This window comes from Ferrimicrobium sp., from assembly GCA_022690815.1.
GTDB lineage: Bacteria > Actinomycetota > Acidimicrobiia > Acidimicrobiales > Acidimicrobiaceae > Ferrimicrobium.
The window spans coordinates 1-26160 of the sequence record JALCZJ010000022.1 but is presented as its reverse complement, the minus strand read 5'-3'; the positions used below and the strand labels follow the sequence as shown (position 1 = coordinate 26160).

Here is a 26160-nt window from a genome sequence, read left to right as displayed (position 1 = left end):
CGTGGCGAATGGGTGACAGCCTGAGGATCGCTGTCACGCTGTACCGCGGCAACCCGCATTCAGGCGGGCAAGGTGTGTACACCGCGTTCCTGACGCGAGAACTTGCTCGGTTGGGCCATCATGTCGAGGTATTCTCTGGCCCGCCCTATCCCGAGCTCGACCCTGCGGTCGTGTTGCGTAAGGTTGAGGGACTCAACTTGTTGCGCGAGCCCGATCCGTTCCGGATTCCTAAGCGCAGCGAGTACCACTCTTTGGACGATCTCTACGAGGTTGGCCTCATGAGCGTTGGTGCCTTTCCCGATCCGAAGGGCTTTGGCAGGCGGCTTGGTCGACACGTACGCGAGCTTCAAGAGGATTTCGATGTTATCCACGATAATCAGTCGCTCAACTGGACACTTACCAAGCTCGCTCAACAGGGAACCCCCGTATTGGCATCCATCCATCATCCGATCAGCGTCGATCGACGCCTGGCGCTGGAGGCGGCGCCGTCCTGGAAGGCGAAGCTGGGGCTCAGGCGCTTTTACAGTTTCATCCCGATGCAGGTCGTCGTCGCTCGCCAGCTTGATCGGATCGTCACGGTCTCGACCTCATCAGCAGGAGATCTTGCACGGGAGCTAGGTATCGATCGACGTAAAATCGCGATCATACCGATTGGCGTCGACACTGAACTCTACGCTCCACGTCCACAGATCCAACGCGAGCCGGGGCTCGTATGCACGACAGCGAGTGCAGACGTGCCGTTGAAGGGATTGCGGTATCTCATCGAAGCGATCAGTTTGTTGCCCAAGGCGCGGTTGATCATCATGGGCCCGCATCAGAACTCGGCCGAATTACCGCTCCTGCTGGAGCGTTTTGGTCTTAGCGATCGGGTGATGGTGACCGGTGCGCTTTCACGCGAGGAGATGGTCGCGATCTATGCGAGGGCGAGCGTGGCGGTCGTTCCGTCGTTGTACGAGGGGTTCTCGCTGCCGGCGGTGGAGGCGATGGCCTGTGCAGTCCCCTTGGTCGCCTCGCGCGGGGGAGCGCTGCCCGAGGTGGTTGGCGATGCAGCTTCGATGACGGCGCCAGGCTCGGCTCGTGGGTTGGCCGAGGCGATCGAAGCGGTGTTCGCTGCTGGTGACAGTGCATATGAGCGCGCCAACTACGCGAGAGAACGAGCGATCGCTCGCTTTTCCTGGCGACAGACGGCGGCCGAGACGGTCAAACAGTATCGAGAGCTGATTGAGCTGGGCCGATGATCAGTTTTCGTTGGAGCCGTGTCGGTGACGTCGATGGCCTGCGAGTCCTCGATCTCGGTGCCGGGGGTGGCAGGCACCTGCGGGCCCTCGCTGCCAAGGGTGCCTGGGTTGTTGCTGGTGATCTATCGCCTGAGGTGCATTCGGCATCGGGTGGTGTCGTGCGTCTCGACGCCCACTACCTGCCTTTTGCTGATCACAGTTTTGATCTGGTCGTGGTCTCAGAGGTGCTTGAGCATGTCGAAGACCCTTTATCGGTGTTGCGGGAGTGTGTACGAACCACGCGCCCCGGCGGTCTTGTCACCATCTCCGTACCTCGCTGGGGACCGGAGGCACTCAATTGGCTCCTCTCCCTTGAATATCACAGCGTGCCAGGTGGCCATATTCGCATCTTCCGGCGACGTGAGCTGGTTGATCTGGCCGAGCAGGCGGGCTTTACGGTCGAGGCAGCCCATCACAGCCACGCCCTCCACAGCCCGTATTGGTGGTTGAAGTCTTTTACCGGGGTCGAGGAGTCATCACGAGTTTGGTTGGTTCGATGGTACGAGCGGATGCTCGTTCGTGAGTTGATGGGCCGCTCAGGCTTGTTGACCCGCATCGAGGCCATCGGTAACCCCGTGCTTGGCAAGAGTATTGTGCTGTATTTGCGGGCGGGCGACGCGTGATCGAGCTAGAGTCAACGCTTGAGAGCATTTGTGCGCTCCAGGATCACCGAGGAATGATCCCTTGGGCTGTGGGCGCGCACGCGGATCCCTGGAACCACACCGAAGCGGTTATCGCGCTGGCGCTCGGCGGGCGCACTGCTGAGGCACTGCTCGGGCTCAACTGGCTGATGTCGGCGGTCAACCGTGATGGGTCGTATTGTCAATTCTTCACCACGTCGGCGGTGCTAGAGCCAAGGATTGACCTCAACAATTGCCTCTACCCTGCGGTTGGTTTGCTCGCCTACCTGGTGGAGTCTAAAGAGATGGGGACTGTACGGCGCTTTATGGAGCGCTTCGATGTGACCGTAGACTTCGTCTTGGGTCAGCAGTGCTCGGACGGCTCGTTCCCGTGGGCACTGGGACCGGATCGGCGTCCGATCGATGGTTCCTTGCTGGCGGGGTCATCGGCGATGGTGATCTCCCTTGAGGCGATCGAGGCATTGGATGCGTTGATGGGTCGAAATCGTCCCCAGGTGAAGGAGGCGGCCGAAGCGCTCACAAGCTTTATCAAAGATCCAGCCAGTCGATTTCTCGCCAAGGACGCGTGGGCAATGGATGGCTATTACCCAGTGTTAGCTGGCGTGCTCGACGAGAGATCGGCCCGTGCAAGGATGGATCGGTTCTTGGCGCGCCATTGGATCGTTGGGGAGGGCATTCAGGCGATTGCAGATAGTCAATGGGTGACGACCGCTGAGACCGCCGAGGCAGCGATGGCGCTGTTGCGACTCGGTGAGCACGGCATCGCCCGGCGATTGCTTGACGATATCGAAGCGCTGCGGTGCGAGGATGGTGGCTACCTCACCGGATGGGTGTTGCCCGATCGGATCAGTTTCCCAGCAGAGGAAGAGAGCGCGTATTCAGCGGCGGCGGTGGTGATCGCTCACTATCTGATGGGGATCGGGCGACCGGTCGGTCTCGTCGAAGGAATCTTGGCCAAAGAATGAGTCAAGTTAGCGGCGCCGGAGTGCAACAAGGGGACCCTCACGATCGACAAGCGCAAAGCCAGCATGCTGAGCGGCGACCATAATTTCATACGGGGGACGGCCACCGTGGGCAGGATTCTCGAACACGTCGTCGATGATGAGAGTTCCTTCGTCATCCAGGAGTTCGCACGCGGTGAGGTAGTCCGTCCAGGCGGAGAGCGGGTCATGACCTCCGTCAATCATGATCATCGCATATCCCGGACGTAGCGACGCCCGAAGGGACCTGCTGGGAGCCACCATGACCGTAACATGGTCTCTTAGCCCGGCGAGCTCCAGAGTGTCCATCAAGACCCACAGCGAATCCAATCGATGATGGGTCCGGTCGATGATCGCTTGGTCGAAATACGGGAATGGCGGTAGCATCTCAATCGAGCCAAGGTGGCGGTCGACGGTGACCAAGCGCCGTCCATGTTGGCATGCGAGCGCGCCGAGCACCACCGTTGAGCGACCACAATAGCTTCCGATCTCCAAGAAGTCACCGGTGGAGTATGCCAATGCAGTTGTCGCGAGGCGTGCGAGCCCCACAAGCTGTGGCACCGGAAAGTAGCCGGGAACCGTAGCCGCTAACGAGAGTGCTGTGTCTAGCCAGGTATCGCTCATCTACAGGTGCCCGCCATTGCTCGAGCTGCGCGGCATGCGACCTCGGTCACAGGAAGGCCTCTTGCATTGCTGTTGCCTACTCCAGCGAGGGGATACGAAGAACCGCCACGCCCGATCACAACGATGGCAGCCTTGGGCTAGGCCAGATAGGAGCCGAGGCGCCCAGCGTAACGGTCGCGAAAACGCAAGTTCACCCGATAGCGCTCCAGCGTTTGGGCGAGGAGTCTTCCTCCCGCCGGGAGGGGGTGCGACTCAAAGAACGCAAACACCTCGTTGGCCCGCCGGTATGACGTCGGTGAGATGAGGCTAGACAGCGACCCAAAGGCCAAGTCATAACTGTTGACCGGGATTCGTGCCAGGATCTCATCGAAGTGCGACATCGCGAAGTCGAGGCCTAACTCACCAACGGCGTCGTTGGCGATGACGCGATTGAGGACGAAGGCGCCGTCTTGTGATCGGATCGACGTCAAAACCATCGGAAGAAGCCGGTTGATAAGGGCTGGTTGACGGAAGTCGGCGAGTGCAAGCAGGTGCCTGCGCTCATCCAAAGGATCGATGGGGTTGCGGTAACGATCGAGCATGAAGGCGAATTCAGAGTCGTCTCCGTGTTTGGCGACGATTGCAAGTACCGCGCTGGCGAGATCGCCGCTTGGACCACCAACACCGCTCATCTCCTCACGGAACCATTGCAGCGCTTGGGCTCGTACCTCGGAGTCGTCGGCGATGGTACCGAGGGCTGCAAACGCGACCGATCGCGCAACCTTGGTCAGAGAACTGTCATCGGGCGTCGGCTCCATACCAAGCGTAGCAAGTACCGGTCCGAAGATGTTCTGAGCGAGGGCGGCGATGGCTGAACGCTCGTTCTCTGAACCGATGCGCAGCAGGAGGGTGAGCGCCGCGGAGACGGTCTGGAGGACGTTGGGGTCGGTCTCGGTTGTGCAATGGTTGAACAGCTCGATGGCGTCGTTGAGCGGAGACTCGTTCGCGAGAACTAGAGACCATGTGTCGGCAAGGAGGTTAAAGCGCTCAAGGGTGGCGAGCGAGGTGAAGTGTTCGCAGATCTTTGGCAAGACCTGTGGCGAGTAGCGAGTGCGATAGGGGCCGATGCCCCCGGCGTTCACGACAACCGGATCTGCTTTTGTACTGACGACCTGGTCTTGGGCGCCGAGGAGAATGCGTTGGTGTGCGCCTTCGAGATCACGAGTGACAATCGGCACCATCCAGGTTGTGCCGATCTCCCCGATGGGATCGGAGTCCTCGTTGAGGAATCGGAAAGGACTCTGGGAGAGGCGTATCCCTTCTGGAAGGGCGTCGACCGCGACGAGTGGGTGGCCACCCTGGAAGATCCAGGTGTTCATCACATCGGCGACCGGCTCTCCGCTGACCTCCTGGAGGGCCAACCAGAGGTCCTCAGTTTCGGCGTTGCCATGCAGGTGGGTGTTGAGGTACCTGCGGACACCAGCCTTAAAAGTTTCCTCACCGAGGTATTGCTCCATCATCTTGATGACCGAACAACCCTTCTCGTAGGTGAGCAGGTCGAACATGTCATCAGCGTCCGATGGTGCGGTAACCCCAAACTCGATGGGGCGTGTCGAGGGCAACCCGTCGATGTTCATGGCGCTCAGGCGGGCGATGCCAAAGGACTCCCATTTGTGCCAGTCAGGATTGAAGGCATCTGATGCGGTGGTCTCCATGAACGTGGCGAATGCTTCATTGAGCCAGATGCCGTTCCACCACTTCATGGTGACGAGGTCGCCAAACCACATGTGTGCAATTTCATGGCAAACGACATCGCAGATACGTTCCAGCTCCGACTGTGAGGCTCGTGATTCTTCGACGAGGAGGGCGGTTTCTCGGAACGTGACGGCACCCAGGTTCTCCATCGCACCAAAGGCGAAGTCAGGGATCGCGAGAAGGTCGAGCTTGGGTGCTGGATACGGGATCTGGAACCAGTCTTCAAAGAAGGCGATCGCGTGCTGGGCGACCCGAAGCGCATATCCGGTCAAGGCCTCTTTCCCGGGCGTGTGACAGACTCGGATGGGAATCCCCTGGGCATGCACTGGTGACGTCACGCGCAGATCACCGACGATAAAGGCCAGGATGTAGGTGGACATGACCATGGTTGGCTGGAAGTGATGAACCGTGTGGCCAGCCGAGCGGCTGGGCTCAGTCGATTGCTCAGGATAGTTGGAGATCACCGCGAGCGACTCTGGTGCCTCAACGGTGATGGCAAAACTCGCTTTCATGTCCGGCTCGTCGAAACAAGGGAAGGCTCGCCGAGCCCCGGTTGCCTCGAATTGGGTGGTGGCCAACGCACGATTCTCCCCGCTTTGATCCTTGTACGTGGAGCGGTAGAGACCCGACAGATCCGTGCGGAGCTTCGCCCCAAAGGTGAGATAGATCTCGCTCTCAGTACCTGGTGTCAAAGGAGACCCAACACGAAGTTGGACGATCTCGTGTTCAGCATCGACGGTCACCGTGGCCGCCTCTGCATTGATACGGGCATCGGTAACGGTCAGGTCGACCGCGTTGAGCTCGACGACTGGAGTCGCATCGTTCACTCTTACCTTGATCGTCACGTACCCGGAGAAGTCATCCTGCTCGGGATCGACGTGTAGAAAAAGGTCGTAGTGAATTGGCTCGACCGAACGGCTAAGGCGGAATGGGTTGTCATCTCTCACCCCACCTACCATAGCCGAGATCGCCACCGCTGCCGAGCCCACGCGTTGCCAAGGCGGCGATTGTTCGCTACGCACCTTACGGCGTGGGTCCTCAAAGGAGTGTGAGACTGGTTCCACGAGATGTTGAGATGGAGGTAAAGAGGTGGTACAAGATGATTGATTTGGCGATGGTGAGCCGTTTGCTTGGATGATGTTCTTCTGTGGGAGCTGGTGAGTCTTCGAGGCTTCTAGGCTGTCACCCCGTGAAACCAGTTACTGTCTTGGGCTTTGGCTCGGCGATCGTTGACACCTCGACGTCGGTCAGTGATGCTCAGCTGCGCCAACTCGGCCTGACTAAGGGGTCGATGCGACTCGCTACCAAAGATGAGCAAGAGCGCATCCTTGGCGCCATTCCTGGCCAGTGGCAACGACAAGGCGGTGGTTCCATCGCCAACTCGCTCGCTGGCCTTGCTCTGCTTGGCATCGATTGCGGTCTCTACACTGCGGTTGGCAACGATGCTGACGGCTCCCTCTTTGCGAAGGACCTGGCTGACCTAGGCGTCGAGGTCGTGCTTTCAGATCATGAGTACCGAGAAGGCACCGGACGTTGCATCGTGCTCGTTACCGATGATGGCCAGCGCACGATGTTAACGTACCTCGGCGCGTCCCAAGAGCTGGACGTCGACTTATTCCCCTACAAGTTGACCACCGGGACCCCGTTTCTGCTGATGGAAGGCTACCTACTCGATGTACCCGGCCTGGGGGAGCGGCTGTTTTCCATTGCGCGCACGGTGCGACGGTACGGTACAAAAGTCGTCTTTAGCCTCTCTGATGCAGGTCTGGTTGAGCGCCACTTACCAGCACTTCGCCGCGCGCTCCCCTCAAGCATCGATTATCTCCTCGCCAACGGTGAGGAGGCGAGTGCGTTTACCCAACGAAGTGATCTCGAACAGATTGTGGACGCGTTGGCTGCGATGCGTTTTGCAGGTGCGGTAACCCTTGGGAGCCGTGGTGCGTTGTACTTTGGTCAAGGTGTTTACGAATACCTTGAGGCACCGACGTATGCTGAGCCGATCGATACCACGGGCGCCGGCGATCTCTTCGCTGCCGGCTTCATCGCAGGACTAGCGCACGAACTCGCTCCAGTGGATGCCTTGCGCCTTGGACAGTCACTCGCAGCTGAGGTCATCGCTCATTCCGGGGCGCGCCCGAAGTGCGACCTTGGTGATTGGCTTGCCGAGCATGAACCAGATTTGGCTAATAGCTAACGGTTCGTTCCGTTGGTGGCCCTGCCTCGTTGGTGGCCCTGCCTCGTCGGTCGATTCCGATTGAGGCCTGTCCCGACCTGACCTTGGGTCATGGTTCGCGTCGTGACGTATCAAGCAGCGTTGATCGTGTGCGAACGTGGGTGAGATCACCTGTTCATGAGCGGCGAGGGCGCGGGTGGGTCAGGAGGTATGCGACCGCGAGGGCGATCGTGCCAAGGGCACTAAGTACGAGAAGCGTACCGAGTGTCAGTGTGTGATCGAGGAGCGCAAAGGCGATCGCGGCAGTGACACTTCCGATCGAGTAACTCGAGTAGATCATCGAGAAGGCGGCGCCATGAAGATGGGCTTCGAACCTATGGGTCGCCGCGAACGTGCGAAGCCCGTTCGTGGGTGCGATGCATCCACCGAAGCCAAACAAGACGGCCGCGAGCAGCCACTCGTTCGTGTCGGCGATGGCACCGATGATGAGGCAGAGTGAGAGGCCAAGGAGGAGGATCGCGATCCGGCGTTGGGGCACGATCGTTTTTGAGTGAGTGCCAAGGTGGCTGTAGATCGTGCCGCCGATGATTGACCCGATGGATAATACGACCATGGAGATCGCTCCAAAGGCCGCGTGGTGAATCAGGTCACTGGCGATCGGGACGATGGTGACCACCACCATGCCCTCTACCAGTCCCTCTCCGGCGCTCAGCGCCCATAACCAGGCACGTAACGTGATGCGCCCTGAGGCTACAGGTGACGCGGCGGGCTCTGAGGGCTGGCCAAGCACGACGGGAGTGAGGATCGCAAGTATGGTTGGCAGCACCAGGAGAACGCGAGTCTCGGCGAACGCAACTTGGAGCGTAATGAGTCCAGGCGCCACCAGATACGCGAATTCAAGCGCCACGGCGTCCCACGAGAGGTAGCGCTGCAGTGACGGGGGGCTGAGCCGATCGGTTAAGGTGCGGCGCAGTTGACCATTGCCAAGGGCAGTGAGGGCCCCTGTGCAGAGGGCTGTCGGGAGACTGAGGACGAGTAAGGGATGAACCAGGCTAGCCGTCATCAGGATGCTGTCAGCGATCGCCAGGAGCCAGAGGGTTACCCGGGCATCGAGCAAGGCGACCCGATGTCCAAGTCGGGTCGTGACGATTGCGACCACCGAGAGCTCTCCAACCCCAAGAGCTCCGACGACGAGGGAGGCAAGCTGAAAATTGGCTGTCGAGCCGATGACGTATTCGATCGCCAACGGCAAAATTGCAACAGGTAGCCGAAAACTGGTTGCAGGAATCAGCCAGCGAAGGTAGGTCGATCGATCAGTCACGTTCCGTTTTTTATCGACCATTTAGTCTTTTCTCTTTGAGCTGAGCTAGTTTGGTAGTGGGTTTTACTGTGCCTGTAAAAGCCCTTAAGAGTTTACGTCGTTGTTGTACGGCGACCGGTTCCAGAAGGACGTGGTAAATGTCGCTCGGTTTGGAACAATGTGGTCTCATAGGAGACCTGCATACAGGTGCTGTCGTCTCTGACGAGGGCGCAGTTGAGTGGTTGTGTGTACCTAGATTTGACTCCGACGCCTGCATGGCGCGACTGCTGGGCGATGACAGCAATGGATTTTTTCAGGTCGCCCCAGATGCAAGCTCTTTTCGCCATGAGCAGAGCTACGAAAAGGACACTCTTGTCCTGACGACTACGTTCCACACCGAGACTGGTTCGGTCCGCCTTGTTGACTTCATGCCGATTCGTGAGGAGCACGCCAGAATTGTGCGCATTGTGGAGGGACTCAGTGGATATGTCGACATGAAAGCGACACTTTCCCTCCGTTTCGATTACGGAGTTTCGATCCCCTGGGTTCGACAGGTCGACCGTGGTCTGCTCTTTGTCCTTGGTCCCAACGCAGCCCTGCTGGAGTCGGAGGTCCAACTCGAGGGAGAGGACATGGTCTCGGTTGGACGGTTCCGGGTGCGAGCTGGCGAGGAGCAAGAGTTCGTCCTCGTCTTCTACGGCTCCACCGAGACGATTCCACGCGCTGTGAGAGCTCGCGAGGAGCTTGCCAGGGTCCGGGCGTTCTGGCGTGGTTGGGTGGCAGAAGCCAAGGATGACTGTGGTCGCTATGAGGAGGTTGTACGCCGATCGCTCATCACGCTGAAGGCGCTCACTTATGCACCGACCGGTGGGATGGTCGCGGCCCTGACCACCGCGCTCCCTGAACAGATTGGTGGAAGCAGAAACTGGGATTATCGCTATTGCTGGCTGCGAGACGCGACGTTCGCCCTCTATGGGTTCCTGCGGCGAGGCCATGTGGTCGAGGCTCGATCCTGGCGAGCTTGGCTCCTGCGGGCGATCGCCGGGAGTGCGGACCAGCTCCAGATCATGTACGGTGTTGCCGGTGAGCGAAGAATTCCGGAACTCGAGCTCGATTGGTTGAAGGGGTATCGTGATTCGCGACCGGTTCGGATTGGCAACGCTGCTTCGGAACAGTTCCAACTCGATGTCTATGGCGAGGTCGCTGACCTCCTGTATCAGATGCTTGTCAGTGGCCTCAAGCCCGATCGTAACGTCTGGGAGATCCAGCGGTACCTGACTGATCATGTGGTCTCGGTCTGGGAGCAGCCCGATGATGGCATCTGGGAGATCCGAGGTGATCGCCAGCACTTCACCTACTCGAAGATCATGGCCTGGGTGGCGATCGATCGCGGGATTCGAACGATGGATATGCTCGGCTATGATGGACCCCGTGAGCTGTGGGACCAGGAGCGCTCCCGGCTCGAGGAGCGAATCTTCGCCGATGGCTACAGTGAGAAGCTCGGCTCTTTTGTGCAAGCCTTTGGGTCAGAACGGCTCGACGCCTCTGTGTTGGTGGCTCCCATCATGGGATTCATCGATGCAAAGGATCCGCGGATGGTCTCGACGGTCGAGAGGATTCAAAAGGATCTATCGTCGGAGGGCTTTATCCTGCGGTACCAGCCAGATGCCGGTGTTGACGGGATCGATGAGCCGGAGGGCGTCTTCTTGCCATGTTCGTTTTGGCTAGTTGAAAATCTCGCCATGCAGGGTCGACTCGATGAAGCTGATGCGTTCCTTGACAAGCTGATTGGGGTGGCGAACGGACTTGGGATCTACTCGGAGGAGTACGACCCAACCCAACGGGTCATGTTAGGCAATTTCGCCCAAGCACTCACGCATGTTGGCCTCGTCAATGCGGCCCAGCGCGTCGCTCATGCCCGCCGTCGTGATGGCTGAATCGCATCCGTGACGGGCCCGACCATGTCACCGATTCACAGTCCATAGATCAAGACAGTACACATCAAGACCGCACAGATCGAGAGAGCACAGACCGAGGAGGGCGTGTCGTTGAGAAGTGTTGAGATGAACAAGCGTTGGAATCATCTGTTGGCGGGTTATTTGCACGGTGACCTCTGGCTTGATCGTCAAGGCAGGCGTCTTGATCGTAGTGCTTGTGTCGACCGTGTGGCACTTCGGCAGCCTCGGGTAAGGCGAGGGGCGTGGTGAAATGAGAACGCCGATGAATCTGGCCTACGATGAGGCTAGGACATGACGAGGTCGATGGTCTTAGGAGGCCCTCGACGATGAACGGTTGGCTCGCTTCCCTAAGGTAAGAGAGGTCCAAGGACGCGATCCACCCGCAGGGGATGGCGACGGTTAATGGTTGCACGTAACGAGCGGGACCTACGGGACTGCGAGAGAGAGGAGCGGGAGTGAAAGAGATACCATTTGTCCTGTTTGGTGCCACAGGTGACCTGGCAAAGAAGATGCTGTTGCCGGCTTTGATGACGCTGTATCGTGATCATGAAGACTATCGGCTCAAGGTTGTTGGGGTCGCAGACACCGACCATAGCGTTGACAGTTTCCGTGACTACGTAGCGAGCCTGCTGGTGGAGTCAGGGCATTTCGAGCAGAGCCAGATTGGCGCCTTCGTCCGCGATGTGCACTATGTTCGCGGCGATTATGGGTCGGACCCACTTTATGAGGAGTTGGCCAAGGTCGTCGATGCTGAGGCCGAGCCGATTTTCTACCTAGCAATCCCACCTCGGTTCTTTGAGGTGGTGGTAGACCAACTGGAAGCGACGGGTTTCGCTGAAACTGGACGCGTGATGGTCGAGAAGCCTTTCGGTCGTGATCTAAGTGATGCACGGCATCTTTCCGAAGTTCTCACGCGAGCGTTCCGTGAGTCCCAGATCTATCGGATCGATCACTTTCTTGGTAAGGAGGCCGTTCAAAATCTCCTCGTCTTTCGGTTTGCTAACTCTATTCTGGAGCCACTCTGGAACCGAAACTACGTCTCGAGGATCGAACTGAACATGCTTGAGGACTTTGGTGTCGAAGGACGAGGTGCGTTTTATGACAGCGTTGGTGTGCTCCGTGACGTTGTACAGAATCACCTACTCCAGCTGCTGTGCCTGCTCCTGATGGAGCCGCCACTCTCGATGAGCAGTGAGGCCGTCGCTCTTGAGCGGGTCAAGGTTCTCTCCTCCATGGAGCCTCTCTCACTCGCCGAGTCGGTGCTTGGACAGTATCGCGGTTATATGAATGAGTCAGGCGTTACGCCTGGGTCATCGACGCCGACCTTTGTCGCCGTGCGCGTCCGGCTCAACTCTTGGCGTTGGGCCGGCGTCCCGGTCTTTATCCGGGCCGGCAAGGCCGTCGACGAGACCCGCACCAATGCGATCATCGAGTTTCGATCTCCACCGACTCTGATTTTTGACTCCAATGATTCCCATCATCAGCCAGAGCCGAACCGTTTGATCTTCGAATTCAAACCGGATGATCTGATCGACCTGCGGATGCAGGCCAAGGTTCCTGGTCCTCAGCTCCGCTCTGCCCCGGTCTCCCTTGAGGTGGGGCGTGCCGGTGGGCCGGTGAAAGGGGAGGAGCCCTATGCTCAGCTAATCGACGACGTTACCCGGAACGATCAGTCCAGGTTTGCCTCAGAAGAGTCGGTTGAGGCTGCTTGGCGGGTAGTATCACCACTACTTGATCAGCCAGCCTCTCTCCTCTACGGCGCAGGTACCGGTGGCCCCAGGGAGGCAGACGGTTTAGTCAGCGAGTTTGGAGGTTGGTGTTAAATGGGTGAAGTATTAGCAGTTGACCTGGGCGGGACCAATTTTCGCATGGCTCGCATCTCAAGCGATGGCGAGATCCTCAAGCGGGCTGCCCTCAGCACCAAGGAGGCCACGTCGGTCGGTGAGGGACTGGCCAAGCTTGTCGAGCTCGTTGATGGTGCCGAGGTGCCAACGCTGATCTTCGGCGCACCCGGGGTTGTTGACTATACCAAGGGTCATGTCGTCTACGCTCCGAACCTCGATCAAGAGTTCCTCGCTGAGCTCAGCGTGGCCGCGCTCGAAAAGGTTCTCGACAAGCGCGTGATCCTTGTCAACGATGCTGACATGGCAGCACTTGGCGAGTCTGAGCTCGGGGCGGGTCAAGGTGGATCCACCGTCGTTTTTCTCACCTGCTCGACGGGCATTGGAGCAGGCGTGGTCCATCAGGGACGACTGTTGCGCGGACACTTCTCGACGATGGAGGCCGGTCATACTCGCCTTGGGCTTGAGGCGATGGACGAGGCCGAATCACTCGCCTCTGGCACTGCCTTGGCTCGCATGGCCAAGGAGGCTGGTTTGAGCGTCGAGAATCCTGCCTTGGTCAAGTCGGCCGCTGCTAACGCTGGTATCGAACGTGAGGTGCTCAGCAGAGTGACCGAGGCGCTCGGCATCTTGCTCTCGAATGTCGCCTGGCTGTTGGCTCCAGACAAGATCGTCGTCGGTGGTGGTCTTGGACTGTCTGATCCGGTCGTGCTTGAGATGACCCAGCAGGTCTTTGACCGCAGCGTGCCAAAGTACCTAGCTGGCCTGCAACTGATCCCTGCCCAGCTCGGTGATGACGCTGGCTTACGGGGCGCGGCCTTTGTCGAGACGGCGCTTACCACGAGCTAGGACGTTGATCGCGCCAGTTATCCTCGCTTCGGGATCGTACTGAGGTCGGCGCGTGAGTGAATGAGTGTAGCCATCCTGGGCCGTGACCCCAATCACGACCCTGATCGAGCGTGTCGATGTGTGCGGTAAGCGCGGTGGAATCCATGACCGGGGCTCGGCTGGCGCAACGCTTGAATTGTGCTGGTAGCAGTGACCACTGATTTTCGATGACATCATGTCGTTTGACCGGTAGCCGAGCGGTGCTCGGCCCTGGGGCTCGATGCATTGGAAGCCGGTTTGAACCGACTGTTACCGACCCGCCGTGCGCACCGGTCCGGGCTGCGAGGCGTGTAAACCTTTGGGAAAGCCTCTCACCCCACCGCGAGGTGCCGTGGGCCGTCGGTGAGTACCTCGATTGCGAGTTCCGGGGAGACGATGTTGATCTGCACGCCAGTGCCCATCTCAAAGCCTGCCAACGTGGAGAGCTTGGGGTAGACGTGAGCATGCCAATGAAAATTGCTGAAGGCCCGGTACGGCGAGGAGTGGAAGACGATGTTATAGGCGACCGGGCCGACCTTCTCACGAAGCGTTGCGAGCGACGTAGCGATCGCCTCTCCTACCCCGAAGAGCGCATTGGGGTCTGCGAGGTGCAGATACGGCCCGTGTTCGCGAGGAACAATCAAGAGTTCGAACGGGATCGAGGACCAGTATGGTGCGATGACGGCGAGATGGTCGTTGGTAAAGAGCACTCTTGAGTCGATCGACTCCTCGAGCGCCACCGTCGTACAGAGCAAGCAGCCGCCAACGAAGCGGGAGAAGCCACCTTGCTCATCGGCCAACTCTCGTGGAACGAATGACATCCCAAGGAGCTGGGCATGTGGGTGTGCCATGGAGGCACCGGCATCGCGGCCTTGGTTGACGATCGTCTGCGAATACCGTATGGAGCTTGAGTGGGCGTGTGCCTCAGTTCGATCACGAATGGCTGACATCACTATCCGAGACTGCTCGGCATCGAACTCACTCCATTTGGCGTGGTGATCTGGGGAGAGGATGAGGACCTCGTGGATCCCGGTTGCGGGAGCCTGGGTAAAGACCGGACCGTGACTCACGCTCACCATTGGGGCCTCACCCTGGAACACGGGATAGAGGTTGGGCACGACGCGCACCTGCCACGAGCCAGTTGGCCCGTAGGTCTCGAGCGCTGAGGGCGTCGCCTCCTCGTTGCCGGGGCAGAACGGGCACGGACGGGATGGGTCCTCGGGTGATGCCTCCGATGAGAGTGAGATGGCAGCAGGGCGATATCGTCTACCCTCGGCAACGACAACCCATCGGCCTGTTAGCGGGTCAAGTCTTAACTGATGTGCATCCACCGGCGCTCCTTTACCTCCTCAAGCTAGCAGGTGCAGCCTCGGTTGGCTTGAGTTGTTCTCCAAGTTACAACCTCATATCGTGCCGGTTGTTCCTCACTGGCCAAGAACATTGGCTATTCGGTGGGCATATACGTGAGGTCAGACATCGCCTAGCAAGGGCGCTCCAGTTGCAGCAGTGACGGCTCCAGTATAGGCTCATGACTGACCGTCGACGAATGACGAAGACCATTACTGGCACCAGACGAACGAGTCCTGTGCGAGACGAGTGAGTCACCGGTTTGACGTGTGTGATCGTCGGGGCCGATCCGGCCTCGTGTGCGGTCCAACAGAGAGAGGGGAGTCGCTATGGCTGGATTGAGTGAGCGGGTTGGCCAGCTTGATGAGACCGATGAACTCAGCGATTATCGGGAGCGTTTTGTCAAAGACCCACAGGCGATTAACTATTTGGATGGGAACTCCCTCGGTCGGCTGAGTCATGCAGCCCGTGAAGCCATCATGGTCGCGATCGATCAGGAATGGGGTGGGGAGCTAATTCGGGGCTGGGAGCACTGGACTGAACTGAGCTATTCGTTGGGTGAAACGCTAGCAAGTCATCTTCTGGGTGCCGCCCCGGGGCAGGTCGTGGTCTCTGACTCCACGTCGGTCAATCTCTACAAGGCGATCATGGCGGCACGTTCGTTGGTGCCCAACCGGCGAGTCCTTCTCGTCGATCTCAACGATTTCCCAACCGATCGGTACATTCTTGATGGCATTGCGAGAGAACACGACATGGAGTTACGGCTGGTCGCGAGCTCAATGGATGCGCCGCTCACCACCGATGACTTTGCCCCATACCTCGATGACGATGTCGCTGTGGTGGTGCTGAGCCAGGTGAATTACCGGTCTGGGGCGCTCAACAACCTCGCCGAGATCGCCGACCTCGTCCACTCGGTAGGGGCGATGCTGGTTGCGGATCTATCGCACTCGGTTGGTGCGGTGCCGATCTCACTCGACGACGATGAGGTTGACTTTGCCGTGGGCTGTACCTACAAGTACTTGAACGGCGGACCTGGGTCACCCGCCTTTCTCTACGCTCGGGCGCGCCTGCAATCCGAGCTCACCCAGCCGATCTGGGGGTGGTTCTCCGCCGCTGATCAGTTTCAAATGGCAACGACTTACGAACCGGTTGCTGGCATCGGGCGCTTCCTGGTTGGGACCCCTCCTGTGCTTGCGCTTTCAGCCCTCAAGGGTGCCCTCACGGTGGTCTGTGAGGCTGGCATCGAACGGCTTCGAGCCAAGTCTTTGCTCCAAACCGATCTGGCGATTGAACTTTTTGATAGCGTGCTCGAACCGCATGGATTTCGACTTGCGTCTCCGCGTGATGGGGCATCGCGCGGAGGACACGTGACCTTTGAGCATCCGTCGGCGCTCGAGCTTTCCAGTCTCCTTATGCAACACCATAAGGTTTTGGTCGATTACCGAGTACCCAATCGCATCAGGTTCGCGCCCTCCCCTCTGTACACAAGCTTTGCCCAAGTGCATGAGGGTGTGATGGCGCTCGCCAAGGTCGCTGGTATCTAAGCAGGGCCCCATCTAAACAGGAACTGAGGAGGAGGCATCGAGGCTGACCGTCTTGCGTAGACTCATGAGGCGTGGACGTGTACCTCGATCATGCAGCAACCTCCCCGATGACCGAGAGGGCACTGTCGACCTACGTCGCTGTAGCCAGGAAGAGTCCGGGTAATCCTGCCTCGGCACACGCTTGGGGCGCCGAGGCCAAACACGAACTTGAGTTGGCTCGCACCAGGCTGGCCAATCTCTACGGGCTCGCTGCCGATGAGGTGATCTTCACTTCCGGTGCGACCGAGTCGCTGAACTGGGTTGTGCGAGCTATGGAGCGTCGCGTTGGCTGTGTCGTTGCGACACCGATCGAACATGGCTGCGTGATCGAACCATTGAAGCGCCTTGGTGACCGTGTTGTTTGGCTACCGGTAACGCCTGCGGGGATGGTTGATTTTGAAGCCTCTGCCGAACTGCTTAAGGTTCGAGGATCGTCGATCGCTGGACTGATCGTCATGGGTGCAAACAATGAGACTGGTGTGATTCAACCAGTGCGCGCACTTTCCTCCTTGGTCAAGCGTTTGAATCCGGATGCGCTAGTGGTATCGGATCTGGTCGCCTTGGGCTCCTGGGGTGGGATCGCTGAGACGATCGAGTGGGTTGATATCGGTGTGCTCAGCCCGCATAAGGTTGGTGGCCCAGTTGGAGTCGGCGTACTCCTGCGACGTCACGGCGTCGCCCTTGAGCCTCTGTTGGTCGGCGGTCCACAAGAGTACGATCTTCGTGCCGGTACGGTGTCGGTACCGCTGGTAGCCGCGGGGACGGTAGCGCTTGCTGATGCGTCGATAGCCTTTGAGGAGCATCGGGAGATCTGTCGGGCCCTGCAACATCGCCTTGAGCGTGGTCTGACGGCGCTTGGAGTCGGCGTGGAGATTGTCGGCGCCGATTGCGAACGAGTTGGTATCACCAGCGCCCTGTTTCCGGGTCTGCGTGCCGAAGATCTGCTTTTTCTCCTCGATGAGCGAGGAGTGCGAGCTTCAGCTGGTGCAGCGTGTGCGTCAGGCGCGATGCAGCCCTCACATGTGTTGTTAGCACAAGGGTACCCACCACTAGCCGCGCGTTCCCAAGTTCGGTTCTCGTACGCGTCCAACCTCGACAGTGGTGGCATTGACTTCACCGTGGATGCGGTTGGCGAGGCAGTTGCAAAGTTGCGGTCTCATTGAGGACCCCCACGTTGAGGTTGGAGGAAGAGTCGAGGCAGCACCTGTGAAACTCGGTGTCAATAACCCCATGTACGTACTGTTGTTGATCTTCCATGTGGGGGTTGGGCTGATCGGATTTGGTTCCAACGCAATTGCTGGTTGGACTGCGAGAGATGCTGCCCACGGTGGCCCCACCGATAGCGTCCGGCGCTTCTTCGACGGCAAGATATCACTTGCCCAATGGTGTGTGGTTTTGGTGCCAGTCTTTGGCATCAGCCTGCTGGTGGTGCGCAACGCCTCCGACATCAGTCAGGGATGGTTCCTGAGCGCGGTGACCATTTGGGTGATCGAACTCGGAATCTTGACGGCTCGTGCTTGGCCCGCCCAGCGAAAGCTTGGCGCATTGCTTGAGGTTGACGGTGCTGGTGACTTTGCAATTCATCAAGCCGGCCAACAGGTTCTGCGCACCCAGCAGATCGTTGTGGTGCTTTACCTCGTTGCCTTTTATTTGATGCTGTTTAAGCCGTTTTGAGCCAAGCACCTTCGCCTGACTATTGTCAACTCAGCGTTGCGGGGCAATGATATCGAGCGATGGTGTCTCGTGATGCTATCATCGGTGCCCTTGACCGTACCAGAGTCGATCGAAAGCGGTGCTTGGTGTTCGAGGAGACCATTGCCGACGCCAATGCCCCAAGGAGGCCGACCGCGTTAGTTCGCTGGTTGGTGCGCCAGTGATGGTGGCACCATCGATTCAGCAGTGATCGTGGTGCCAACAAGAGGGCGATCGCCCGTTGTTCCCGCATCGGTGTCGATGTCTAGCATGTTCTTGTTACGGCGCCATCATCGGACGACCACAACACGTGAGATGTCGAAGGCGTAGGGCTGCTACGACGGGTGCGCTCGAGCAACGCTCGGTACCCGTCCCACCGAGACTGGCTTGCACAAAGGAAGGGCGCCACAGGCCAGTCACCGCAACACTGGCCGACGAATGTTGTAGCTCACAGCAAGAGACATCAGCCAATACATCGCAGGTGGACCTCAATGGGTGGCGTTGGGTAGGTTGGGTTGCACGGATTGGCACAACCAAAGGTGGTGCCATGCATCACCATCTTAGGATGGCTTAACGATCGTGTGCAGGTCTCTCAGCCGCGACCGCAGTTCGGCTTCTTACCATGGTTGGCCTTTTTCTTGGCACGGAGCTTTCGCTTGACAGTTCGCTTTGACATAGGCAAAACACACTAGTCGCTTCACGTGTTCCACGTTGCCACCGAGCGAATCACGGTAGGCTTCTGGGTATGGAACGACTCGGCCTGGTTGGCCTCGCAAATGCTGGCAAATCGACCCTCTACAACGCACTGACTGGTTCCGACACCCTTGTCGCCCCGCACCCATTCTCGACGACCGAGAGTGTGGTCGGTGAGGCGGTCGTCCCTGACGAGCGTCTGGATAAACTCGCCAAGCTGCATGATTCCAAGAAGCTTGTGTATGCCCACATCCAGGTCGCTGACATCGCGGGGCTTGTCTCGGGTAGCTCTACCGGTGCTGGATTGGGCAATCGTTTCCTTGGTCAGATTCGCGAGGTTGATGGCATCGTCTATGTCCTGCGAGCCTTTCGGGACGACCAGATACCGGGTGAAAGCGATCCGCTAGAGAACCTTGAGACGTTGGAGCTGGAGTTGACCTTGGCTGACCTCGCCAGTATCGAGGGGACGCTGGATCGACGTCGTCGAGCGGCACGAGCCGACAAGTCATTGGCCGGCGAGATCGAGGCGCTTGAGGTCGCGCGAGCGGCTCTTGGGGAAGGTACGCCGATCTACCGCGCGAACCTCGACGCTGAGGTGCTCGCGATCTTGCACAACTCCTTCTTACTCACTAACAAGCGAGTCCTAGCGATCATCAACACCGATGAGGAGAGTCCCCAGGGCGACCCTGGGCTGGAGGCGAAGGTTGCCTCCCAACTTGGAGGCGATGCCGTCGTGCTCTCGGCGAGTCTCAAACTCGAATCTGAGCTCGTACGTCTGAGTCGTGAGGAGCGTGATGAGATGCTCGGAGCCCTTGGCATCGAGCGTCCCGCGCTCGATCGAATCGCTGAGGCGGCCTACCGCGCGCTTGATCGACGCACCTTCTTCACGACAGGCGACAAAGAGTCCCATGCCTGGACTTTTCGGGCTGGATCGAATGCCGTGGCGTGTGCTGGAGTCATCCATTCGGATCTCGCTCGTGGATTTATCCGTGCTGAGGTCATCTTCTGGGAGGATCTGCTTGTGGCTGGCTCATGGTCAAAGGCAAAGGCTGGTGGTAAGTTGCGACTTGAGGGTAAGGACTACCTGGTTGCCGATGGTGACGTTTTAGAGATTCGCTTCAACGTATAGCAGCGATGGCATGGTTGGTTGACTCCCATGGTCAGGTACTGGCATCGTTGATCTTGGCGCACTCCCTCGGTTGGTCGATGCGCGCAGGACTCGACCTGGCGATGGATCTCGGTACTGGATTGATCCTCTGGCCTGGCTTTGGCAGGGCGGGTCGGGGGGTGGCTATCGTGTTGGACACCAATCTCATTGTCAGACGTGTGCGTGAGTTGCGGCCCGCCCGCCCATGGTTGATGATCTCCACCGAGCGCGTCGTTGTCCTGCCACGCCACGTCATCGCGCTCCGTGCGCCATCGGTTGGTGATCGGATGACGATTCGCTCGTGACTGGCACGCTGTTCGTCGTTGGGACTCCGATCGGCAACCTTGGCGACCTGAGCCCGCGAGCCCGCGAGTGTCTCGCGTCGGTCAACCTCGTGATCGCTGAAGATACCCGTGTCTTTGGGCGTCTATGTCATCTTGTGGATCTTCGACCGCGCCTGGTGCGCGGCTACCAAGGAAGGTTGCGGATCACCGATGCCGAGTTCAGTACTGCCCTCGAGGAGGGCGACGTCGCACTGGTCTCGGATGCCGGAATGCCAGGAGTCTCCGATCCTGGCGCGGCCTATGTTGCACTCGCCCTCGCTCAGGGAGCGAAGGTCTCGCCGGTCCCTGGCCCGTCGGTGTTGTCGGCTGCCTTGGCACTGTGGCCCCAAGACCTGAGTGCTGCTTGTTTTTACGGGTTCCTGCCGCGACACGGCCAGGAGCGCAAGGCGATGGTTGAGCGCCTGATGGCTGCTCCCGCCGTCGGGGTCTTCCTCGAATCCCCGAAGCGGCTGCGTGAGACCTTGGCAGAACTCGCAGCCATCGATGGCGATCGATACGCCCTCTTGTTGGGAGAACTCACCAAGCTTCATGAGTCGATCCGTTGGATGACACTGGCACAGGCTCATGCATGGCTGATGACCGTCGACGTCAAGGGAGAGTGGGCAGTGGCGATCGATCGGTCGAGAACGTCAGCGCCCTCTGCCAAGGCGAGTGAGCCACTGTTGGCGGCACTTGCTCGATCAAGCCTCGGCACCAAGGAGGCTGCGACGATTTTTGCCGAGGTGCGGGGGATCGCGATTCGGGAGGCCTATCAGTTGATGGTAGCTCGTCGGTCCGATGGCGATGAGCCGAGTTAAACTAGCCTTTTACCGCAATGATGGATTGGACCGAGGTCAATGAGTCGCTTCTATATCACGACACCGATTTTCTATGTGAATGGTGATCCGCACCTAGGGACTGCCTATGCGGCTATCAACGCTGATGCATTTGCGCGCTGGCATCGTCTCCTAGGCGATGAGGTGCTGTTCCTCACCGGTACGGACGAACATGGACTGAAGATCCAGCAGTCCGCCGACGAACATGGCATCTCTCCCCAGGCTTGGGTTGACCAGACGTCGTCGCACTTCATCGGCGCGTGGGGCCAACTCGATATCGCCTTTGATGACTTCATCCGCACGACCCAAGAGCGTCACCATCAAACGGTGCAGCAGTTCTTGCAGACCATCTACGACAATGGTTATATCGAAAAGGGACACTATGTCGGACTCTATTGTGTCGCTTGCGAGGCATACTACGAAGAGAGTGAACTACTTGACGGCAATCGGTGCCCAGTTCATGAAAGACCTGTGACGGAGATGAGTGAGGAAAATTACTTCTTCAAACTCTCTGCGTTTACCGATCAGTTGATTGATCTCTATCAATCTGGAGCTATCAAGGTTACCCCACAATTTCGAGCCAATGAGGTGCTCGGTTTCCTGCGACAGGGTCTCCGAGATATCTCAATTACTCGTACCTCCATCTCCTGGGGTGTGCAAGTTCCGTGGGATGAGAATCACGTCTTTTATGTCTGGTACGATGCGCTCATCAATTATCTTACGGCCATTGGGTACGCCCAGGACCCCGAGCGATTCACCCAGTGGTGGCCAGCCGTCCATCACCTGTTGGGAAAGGATATTATTCGTTTCCACGCCGTTTGGTGGCCCGCGATGTGCTTGGCAGCCGGTATCGAGCCACCTGCCGAGCTCTTGGTGACGGGTTGGCTACTTGTAGACGGCGCTAAAATGTCAAAGTCGAGTTCAAACCAGATCGATCCATTATCAGTGGTTCATGAATTATCCTCGGATGCCTTGCGGTATTATCTTCTGGCTGCCACCAGTTTTGGCTCTGACGGTGATGTGTCATTAGAGCGCTTGGAGTCGAGTTATAACGCAGACCTTGCTAATGATCTTGGTAATCTGGTCTCGCGTACCGTGGCACTCATTGTGCAAAAGCTCGATGGAGCAGCTCCGCCTGTTCCCGAGCTTGACGAGCGAACACAACCGATTGCTGATCTTTGCGCGCAGGGGTGTGTCGCCTGGAACGAATTCCGTCCCAATGTGGCACTCGCCTCAGCGATGGAGATCGTGCGCCTTGCAAATGCGCTCCTAGAACAGGTCGAGCCGTGGCGACGGCCGGCCGGCGATGCGGAGACGAGTTGGTGTCTTGGCGCCGTCACCGAAGGCCTGCGGCTTGCGAGTAGTCTGCTCAGCCCCGCAATTCCGCGCGCCGCTGAAGGGGTCTTGACGCGGCTAGGTCTTGGGGACCCAGGCGTACTGCAATGGGTCGCTGGCGGTGAGCCGCGTCATCTTGAACGAGTGGAGCCGCTCTTCCCACGTCTTTCGAAGGAGCGATGTTGATGTGGTTTGACTCGCACGCCCACCCCACACTCGATGGTCTTGGGGCTGAGGTCGCCGCTATGCAAGAGGCAGGGGTAAATGGGTTCGTCGCGGTCGGTACGTCGGTGGCATCCTCGAGAGAGGTTGTGGATCTTGTGACGTCGATGAAGGCTGATGACTCCGCTCTCACGGTGCGTGCCACCGTCGGAATTCATCCCCACGATGCCGATGCGGCAACGGACGAGGACCTGGCGGCGCTCGCCACGCTCATCGAGCAGAACCCCTCGGTTGTCGTCGGTGTTGGCGAATGCGGCCTTGACCTGTTCTATGAGTATTCACGGCCTGCGGTGCAAGATGAGGTTTTTCGACGTCAGATTGCGCTTGCCAAGCGCTTCGATCGAACACTCGTGGTACATACGCGCGATGCCTGGGATGCCACCTTTCGCATCTTCGAAGACGAAGGCGTGCCACGCCGTGTCATCATGCACTGTTTCGTGGGGGGGCCCGCTGAGGCCGAGCGAGCACTTGACATAGGGGCGTATCTATCCTTCTCGGGGATTGCTACCTTCAAGAACGCCGACGACGTTCGCCAAGCTTTTCTCCTGACGCCGCTTGAGCGGATCCTGGTGGAGACAGACGCTCCCTACCTGGCGCCAGTCCCACTTCGTGGACGCCCGAATCGGATCGCCAATGTCGCCATCACAGGATCTTTTCTCGCCCAGCTCAGAGGCGTTGAGCCACAAGAATTTGCTCAGCGGACGTGGCAGAATGCTATTGAAGTCTTTCAAATACATTGAAGAAGCGTATAAAATCTCCTGAGAAGTGACGAGGTGGTAACTTAGCCATGCTAAGTTGACCAAGGCTTTTGCGCCGTTGCAGATTCGTTTAGGCGAATCTGATGTCCTATTGTCGAGTGGAAGGACTTCGCTCTGAGACTTCGCAAGAAGTTGGTTCGCATGGGCAAGGCAATGCCAGTCGGTATTGGCCTTGCTTCACTTGTCGCGACCAGTTGGGCGGTTGCTGCTGAGCCTGGGAGTTTCTCCCTCGCTAGCTATGGCACCGCTGGGCGTCAGCAATCTGTTGGACCTGTTGGTCCCAACGGAGCGCTCCCTGTTACGTATTCATCGACATCGACGGTCACACTCTTGAGTGAAAATGGCCTCGCGGTACTCGCCGACCTTGGCCCGTTGGCCAATGCCACGGCTGGCGTGACCCCGCTGGTGGCTCCGCCGACACCACCCCCTGGCCCGCTACCCATCCCGTTGCCGGTGGCCACGCCTCCACCTCCACCACCACCACCACCACCTCCTCCTCCACCACCACCTGAGTACACGCAGTCCGGAGTTGTCTCCTGGTATGGCTCTCCTGCGGGGACGTGCGCTTCGCCGGGTTTGCCGTTCGGAACAGTAGTAACGGTGACGAATGCTTCAACAGGAGCCTCGACCCAGTGTGTGGTCAATGATCGAGGTCCCTATGTTGGCGGTCGTATTCTCGACCTCTCGCCTGCTTCGTTTGCCAACATTGCTCCGCTTGGACAAGGCCTAACCGAAGCGGTGCTACACTGGCAATAGTTGGCCACTGGTGTATCCAAATCTGAACTTAATCGCAGGCTGTTCGCCCATGGCTTTGAGCCATCGAAGGCTCTTGGTCAGAATTTTCTGATCGACGCGAACATCGCGCGCAAGATTGCCAGCGAAGCGTCGTCTGGGCAGCGAGCACGAGCGATCGAGATCGGTCCTGGGGCTGGTGCGTTAACAATTTTCCTTGCTGACACTTTTGAACGGGTGCTGGCTATCGAGGCCGATCGCCGGCTGGTGGCTGAGTTGCACCTGTCGTTGGCGGAGCGAGGCATCACCAACGTCGACATCGTAAACGATGATGTGTTGCGCTTCGATTTTATAGGTGCTGATGTCGCGCGGTTGCCAACTGTCGCCGTCGGCAACCTCCCATACAACATCGCATCCCAAATCATTCTCCGGTTGCTCGAACATGCCTGGTATGTTGAGTCGTTGGTCGTCATGGTGCAGGCCGAGATGGCGGATCGGCTGCTTGCCCCAGTGGGGACGAGGAATTCTTCGGCGTTTGGTGTCCATGTCGCGCTGCTCGCGACCGCCAAAGCGGTGCTGACGGTTCCTCCGTCGGTTTTCGTGCCAGCCCCCAAGGTTGGCTCGAAGGTCATCAGACTTGATCGGGTGCGTGATCCTCTCTCCGTGGTCGAGCCTCAACTCTATGCCACTCTTCTTTGGTTGATCCGTGGAACCTTTGGCCATCGCAGGCAAATGCTGCGGCGGGTCTTGGCCCCCGAACAGCGCGTGATCGTCGAGGCATTGGGGATTGAGGTCACTCGCCGTCCAGAATCGCTTGCGATGGACGAATGGATTGCCATGGCGCGTGGACTAGAACAGGCCGGCGTTGGTTTACCGGGTTAACGCGCCAGCCAAGCTGACGACATACTTTAAGGTGCGTGGACGGCGCAGTGATGGCTATCACCTGATCGAGGCTGAGATGGTCGCCCTCTCTTTGACGGATGCGATTTACATAAAGGATGCCGACGGTGCTGCGCTCGTCCAGATGGTTGCTGACCCAATAGTAGGAGATGTCAGCCGGTACAAGGTTCCCGTCGACGGCTCGAACTCCGTCATGCGGGCACTCCAATTCATCGGGATCACTGCCAGCGTGACCGTGCGCAAGCGGATTCCTGCTGGAGCGGGCTTGGGGGGTGGATCAAGTGACGCTGGTGCTATCCTACGGGCGCTTGGCTACCGTGGCGATGTCAGCGCCACGGCGGTCCTAGGTGCGGACGTACCACCTTCGTTAGTCGGTGGGCATGTCTCGGTCGGTGGGATTGGTGACGAGGTGAGGCTACTTGACGAGGTTGCCAGGAACTATGTACTGTTCTTGCCTGCCTTTTCGATCTCCACTGCCGCGGTCTATCAGACGTTCGACACCGTGGGTGGCGACGGGGGAGAGAACGATCTCTATGTGGCTGCCTGCAGCGTAGAGCCGCGCTTGGGTGTCCTCGCCGATGAGCTCTCCGATCGGTTCGCACGCCCCGTCAAACTGGCCGGCTCAGGCTCCACGTTGTTTATTGAGGGGTCACCCACTGACCTTGGTGTGGTGTGTAAGCGCCGTGCCCCAGGCGTCGCGGCCACCATCATCCCGACCGCCGTTGGGCCAGTGGCTGTGATTGCATGTCGTACCGTCGGTCGTGACGAGCTTGCGGCGGGGAGGCGTTAGAAAAAATTCACCCGCCAGCCTTACGGGCCAGCGGGCGAATCCGTACGCTCGGTTGTGAAAAGATCAGCTATCGACCAGCGCGTCGCTGCCAGCGCGTCTTCTTCAACATCTTCTTATGCTTCTTTTTGCGCATGCGCTTACGGCGCTTCTTAATCAGTGATCCCATGATTGTGAAATGCTAGTCGCTCCAAGTCTGAGGTGGCGCGTTGGTCGGCGGGCAATCCGGCGCATGGTAAGGTAACAGGTTGCAGTGGCGGGTAGTTCAATCGGCAGAACGCCTGACTTTGGATCAGGAGGTTCCAGGTTCGAGCCCTGGCCCGCCAGCCACATTCTACCAGTTCAGAGGCCTAATCTGAATCTTATCACTGCTACGATCCCCATTGACCCAACATAAAACCCAACATTCG

23 protein-coding genes and 1 tRNA gene are annotated in these 26160 nt (G+C 58.7%); 19 read left to right on the top strand and 5 right to left on the bottom strand.

Features of this window, described 5'->3' with window-relative positions; translation table 11 throughout:
• Positions 1-8 precede the first annotated feature (8 nt).
• From MP439_07770 to MP439_07760, 3 genes are read left to right on the top strand one after another with little or no spacing between them, the layout of a single operon-like run.
• Complete coding sequence (locus tag MP439_07770) at positions 9-1238, top strand: glycosyltransferase family 4 protein (protein MCI2975959.1); 1230 nt, start codon at positions 9-11, stop codon at positions 1236-1238.
• A complete protein-coding gene (locus tag MP439_07765; protein ID MCI2975958.1) occupies positions 1235-1900 on the top strand; it encodes a class I SAM-dependent methyltransferase in 666 nt (221 codons plus the stop codon). Before MP439_07770 ends, MP439_07765 begins: the two co-directional genes overlap by 4 nt.
• Complete coding sequence (locus MP439_07760) at positions 1897-2883, top strand: hypothetical protein (GenBank protein MCI2975957.1); 987 nt, start codon at positions 1897-1899, stop codon at positions 2881-2883. The genes MP439_07765 and MP439_07760 overlap by 4 nt, the downstream gene beginning before the upstream one ends.
• A 6-nt stretch (positions 2884-2889) precedes the next feature.
• Here the strand turns inward: MP439_07760 and MP439_07755 are convergent, their stop codons facing one another.
• Both MP439_07755 and MP439_07750 read right to left on the bottom strand, forming a co-directional pair.
• The gene (locus MP439_07755; protein MCI2975956.1) at positions 2890-3522 is read right to left on the bottom strand and encodes a class I SAM-dependent methyltransferase; all 633 of its coding nucleotides are present in this window, start codon (positions 3520-3522) and stop codon (positions 2890-2892) included.
• A 137-nt stretch (positions 3523-3659) separates the two neighbouring features.
• Entirely contained in the window at positions 3660-6203 is a 2544-nt protein-coding gene (locus tag MP439_07750) for a M1 family metallopeptidase (GenBank protein MCI2975955.1), read from the bottom strand.
• A 242-nt stretch (positions 6204-6445) separates the two neighbouring features.
• Between MP439_07750 and MP439_07745 the strand changes: the two genes are divergently transcribed.
• The gene (locus tag MP439_07745; GenBank protein MCI2975954.1) at positions 6446-7450 is read left to right on the top strand and encodes an adenosine kinase; all 1005 of its coding nucleotides are present in this window, start codon (positions 6446-6448) and stop codon (positions 7448-7450) included.
• Positions 7451-7604: 154 nt separating this feature from the next.
• Here the strand turns inward: MP439_07745 and MP439_07740 are convergent, their stop codons facing one another.
• Complete coding sequence (locus MP439_07740) at positions 7605-8771, bottom strand: hypothetical protein (GenBank protein MCI2975953.1); 1167 nt, start codon at positions 8769-8771, stop codon at positions 7605-7607.
• Positions 8772-8887: 116 nt separating this feature from the next.
• On the opposite strand from MP439_07740, the gene MP439_07735 reads away from it, so the two are divergent.
• The 3 genes from MP439_07735 to MP439_07725 all read left to right on the top strand — a co-directional run bounded on the left by MP439_07735 (position 8888) and on the right by MP439_07725 (position 13377).
• Positions 8888-10666, top strand: coding sequence for a glycoside hydrolase family 15 protein (locus tag MP439_07735; GenBank protein ID MCI2975952.1), 1779 nt, complete (start codon positions 8888-8890; stop codon positions 10664-10666).
• Positions 10667-11142: 476 nt separating this feature from the next.
• Positions 11143-12510 (top strand): glucose-6-phosphate dehydrogenase, encoded by a 1368-nt coding sequence (gene zwf, locus MP439_07730; GenBank protein ID MCI2975951.1) that lies wholly within the window; start codon positions 11143-11145, stop codon positions 12508-12510.
• Entirely contained in the window at positions 12511-13377 is an 867-nt protein-coding gene (locus MP439_07725) for an ROK family protein (GenBank protein ID MCI2975950.1), read from the top strand.
• A gap of 350 nt (positions 13378-13727) precedes the next feature.
• On the opposite strand, the gene MP439_07720 is transcribed toward MP439_07725, so the two are convergent.
• Complete coding sequence (locus MP439_07720) at positions 13728-14726, bottom strand: HIT domain-containing protein (protein ID MCI2975949.1); 999 nt, start codon at positions 14724-14726, stop codon at positions 13728-13730.
• A 345-nt stretch (positions 14727-15071) separates the two neighbouring features.
• Here MP439_07720 and kynU point away from each other — a divergent pair, with 345 nt between their 5' ends.
• The 11 genes from kynU (at position 15072) to MP439_07665 (ending at position 25753) form a co-directional block, all read left to right on the top strand.
• A complete protein-coding gene (gene kynU, locus MP439_07715; protein MCI2975948.1) occupies positions 15072-16286 on the top strand; it encodes a kynureninase in 1215 nt (404 codons plus the stop codon).
• Between the two features lie 107 nt (positions 16287-16393).
• Positions 16394-17488 (top strand): aminotransferase class V-fold PLP-dependent enzyme, encoded by a 1095-nt coding sequence (locus MP439_07710; protein MCI2975947.1) that lies wholly within the window; start codon positions 16394-16396, stop codon positions 17486-17488.
• 43 nt (positions 17489-17531) lie between these two features.
• The gene (locus MP439_07705) at positions 17532-17999 is read left to right on the top strand and encodes a hypothetical protein (protein MCI2975946.1); all 468 of its coding nucleotides are present in this window, start codon (positions 17532-17534) and stop codon (positions 17997-17999) included.
• 763 nt (positions 18000-18762) lie between these two features.
• Positions 18763-19839 carry a redox-regulated ATPase YchF gene (ychF, locus tag MP439_07700; GenBank protein MCI2975945.1) on the top strand — a complete coding sequence of 359 codons (1077 nt, stop codon included), beginning with the start codon at positions 18763-18765 and terminating at the stop codon, positions 19837-19839.
• Positions 19840-19844: 5 nt separating this feature from the next.
• The gene (locus MP439_07695) at positions 19845-20162 is read left to right on the top strand and encodes a hypothetical protein (GenBank protein MCI2975944.1); all 318 of its coding nucleotides are present in this window, start codon (positions 19845-19847) and stop codon (positions 20160-20162) included.
• Complete coding sequence (locus MP439_07690) at positions 20159-20998, top strand: 16S rRNA (cytidine(1402)-2'-O)-methyltransferase (GenBank protein MCI2975943.1); 840 nt, start codon at positions 20159-20161, stop codon at positions 20996-20998. Before MP439_07695 ends, MP439_07690 begins: the two co-directional genes overlap by 4 nt.
• A 39-nt stretch (positions 20999-21037) precedes the next feature.
• A complete protein-coding gene (gene metG, locus MP439_07685; protein MCI2975942.1) occupies positions 21038-22537 on the top strand; it encodes a methionine--tRNA ligase in 1500 nt (499 codons plus the stop codon).
• A complete protein-coding gene (locus MP439_07680; protein ID MCI2975941.1) occupies positions 22537-23313 on the top strand; it encodes a TatD family hydrolase in 777 nt (258 codons plus the stop codon). Before metG ends, MP439_07680 begins: the two co-directional genes overlap by 1 nt.
• Positions 23314-23472: 159 nt before the next feature.
• The gene (locus MP439_07675) at positions 23473-24087 is read left to right on the top strand and encodes a septal ring lytic transglycosylase RlpA family protein (GenBank protein ID MCI2975940.1); all 615 of its coding nucleotides are present in this window, start codon (positions 23473-23475) and stop codon (positions 24085-24087) included.
• Positions 24088-24945 carry a 16S rRNA (adenine(1518)-N(6)/adenine(1519)-N(6))-dimethyltransferase RsmA gene (gene rsmA, locus MP439_07670; GenBank protein MCI2975939.1) on the top strand — a complete coding sequence of 286 codons (858 nt, stop codon included), beginning with the start codon at positions 24088-24090 and terminating at the stop codon, positions 24943-24945.
• Entirely contained in the window at positions 24929-25753 is an 825-nt protein-coding gene (locus tag MP439_07665; GenBank protein ID MCI2975938.1) for a 4-(cytidine 5'-diphospho)-2-C-methyl-D-erythritol kinase, read from the top strand. Before rsmA ends, MP439_07665 begins: the two co-directional genes overlap by 17 nt.
• A gap of 67 nt (positions 25754-25820) precedes the next feature.
• Here MP439_07665 and MP439_07660 read toward each other — a convergent pair whose 3' ends face one another.
• On the bottom strand, positions 25821-25919 hold the full coding sequence (locus tag MP439_07660) for an AURKAIP1/COX24 domain-containing protein (GenBank protein MCI2975937.1): 99 nt from the start codon (positions 25917-25919) through the stop codon (positions 25821-25823).
• Between the two features lie 85 nt (positions 25920-26004).
• On the opposite strand from MP439_07660, the gene MP439_07655 reads away from it, so the two are divergent.
• A tRNA-Gln gene (locus MP439_07655) sits at positions 26005-26080 on the top strand.
• Positions 26081-26160 lie beyond the last annotated feature (80 nt).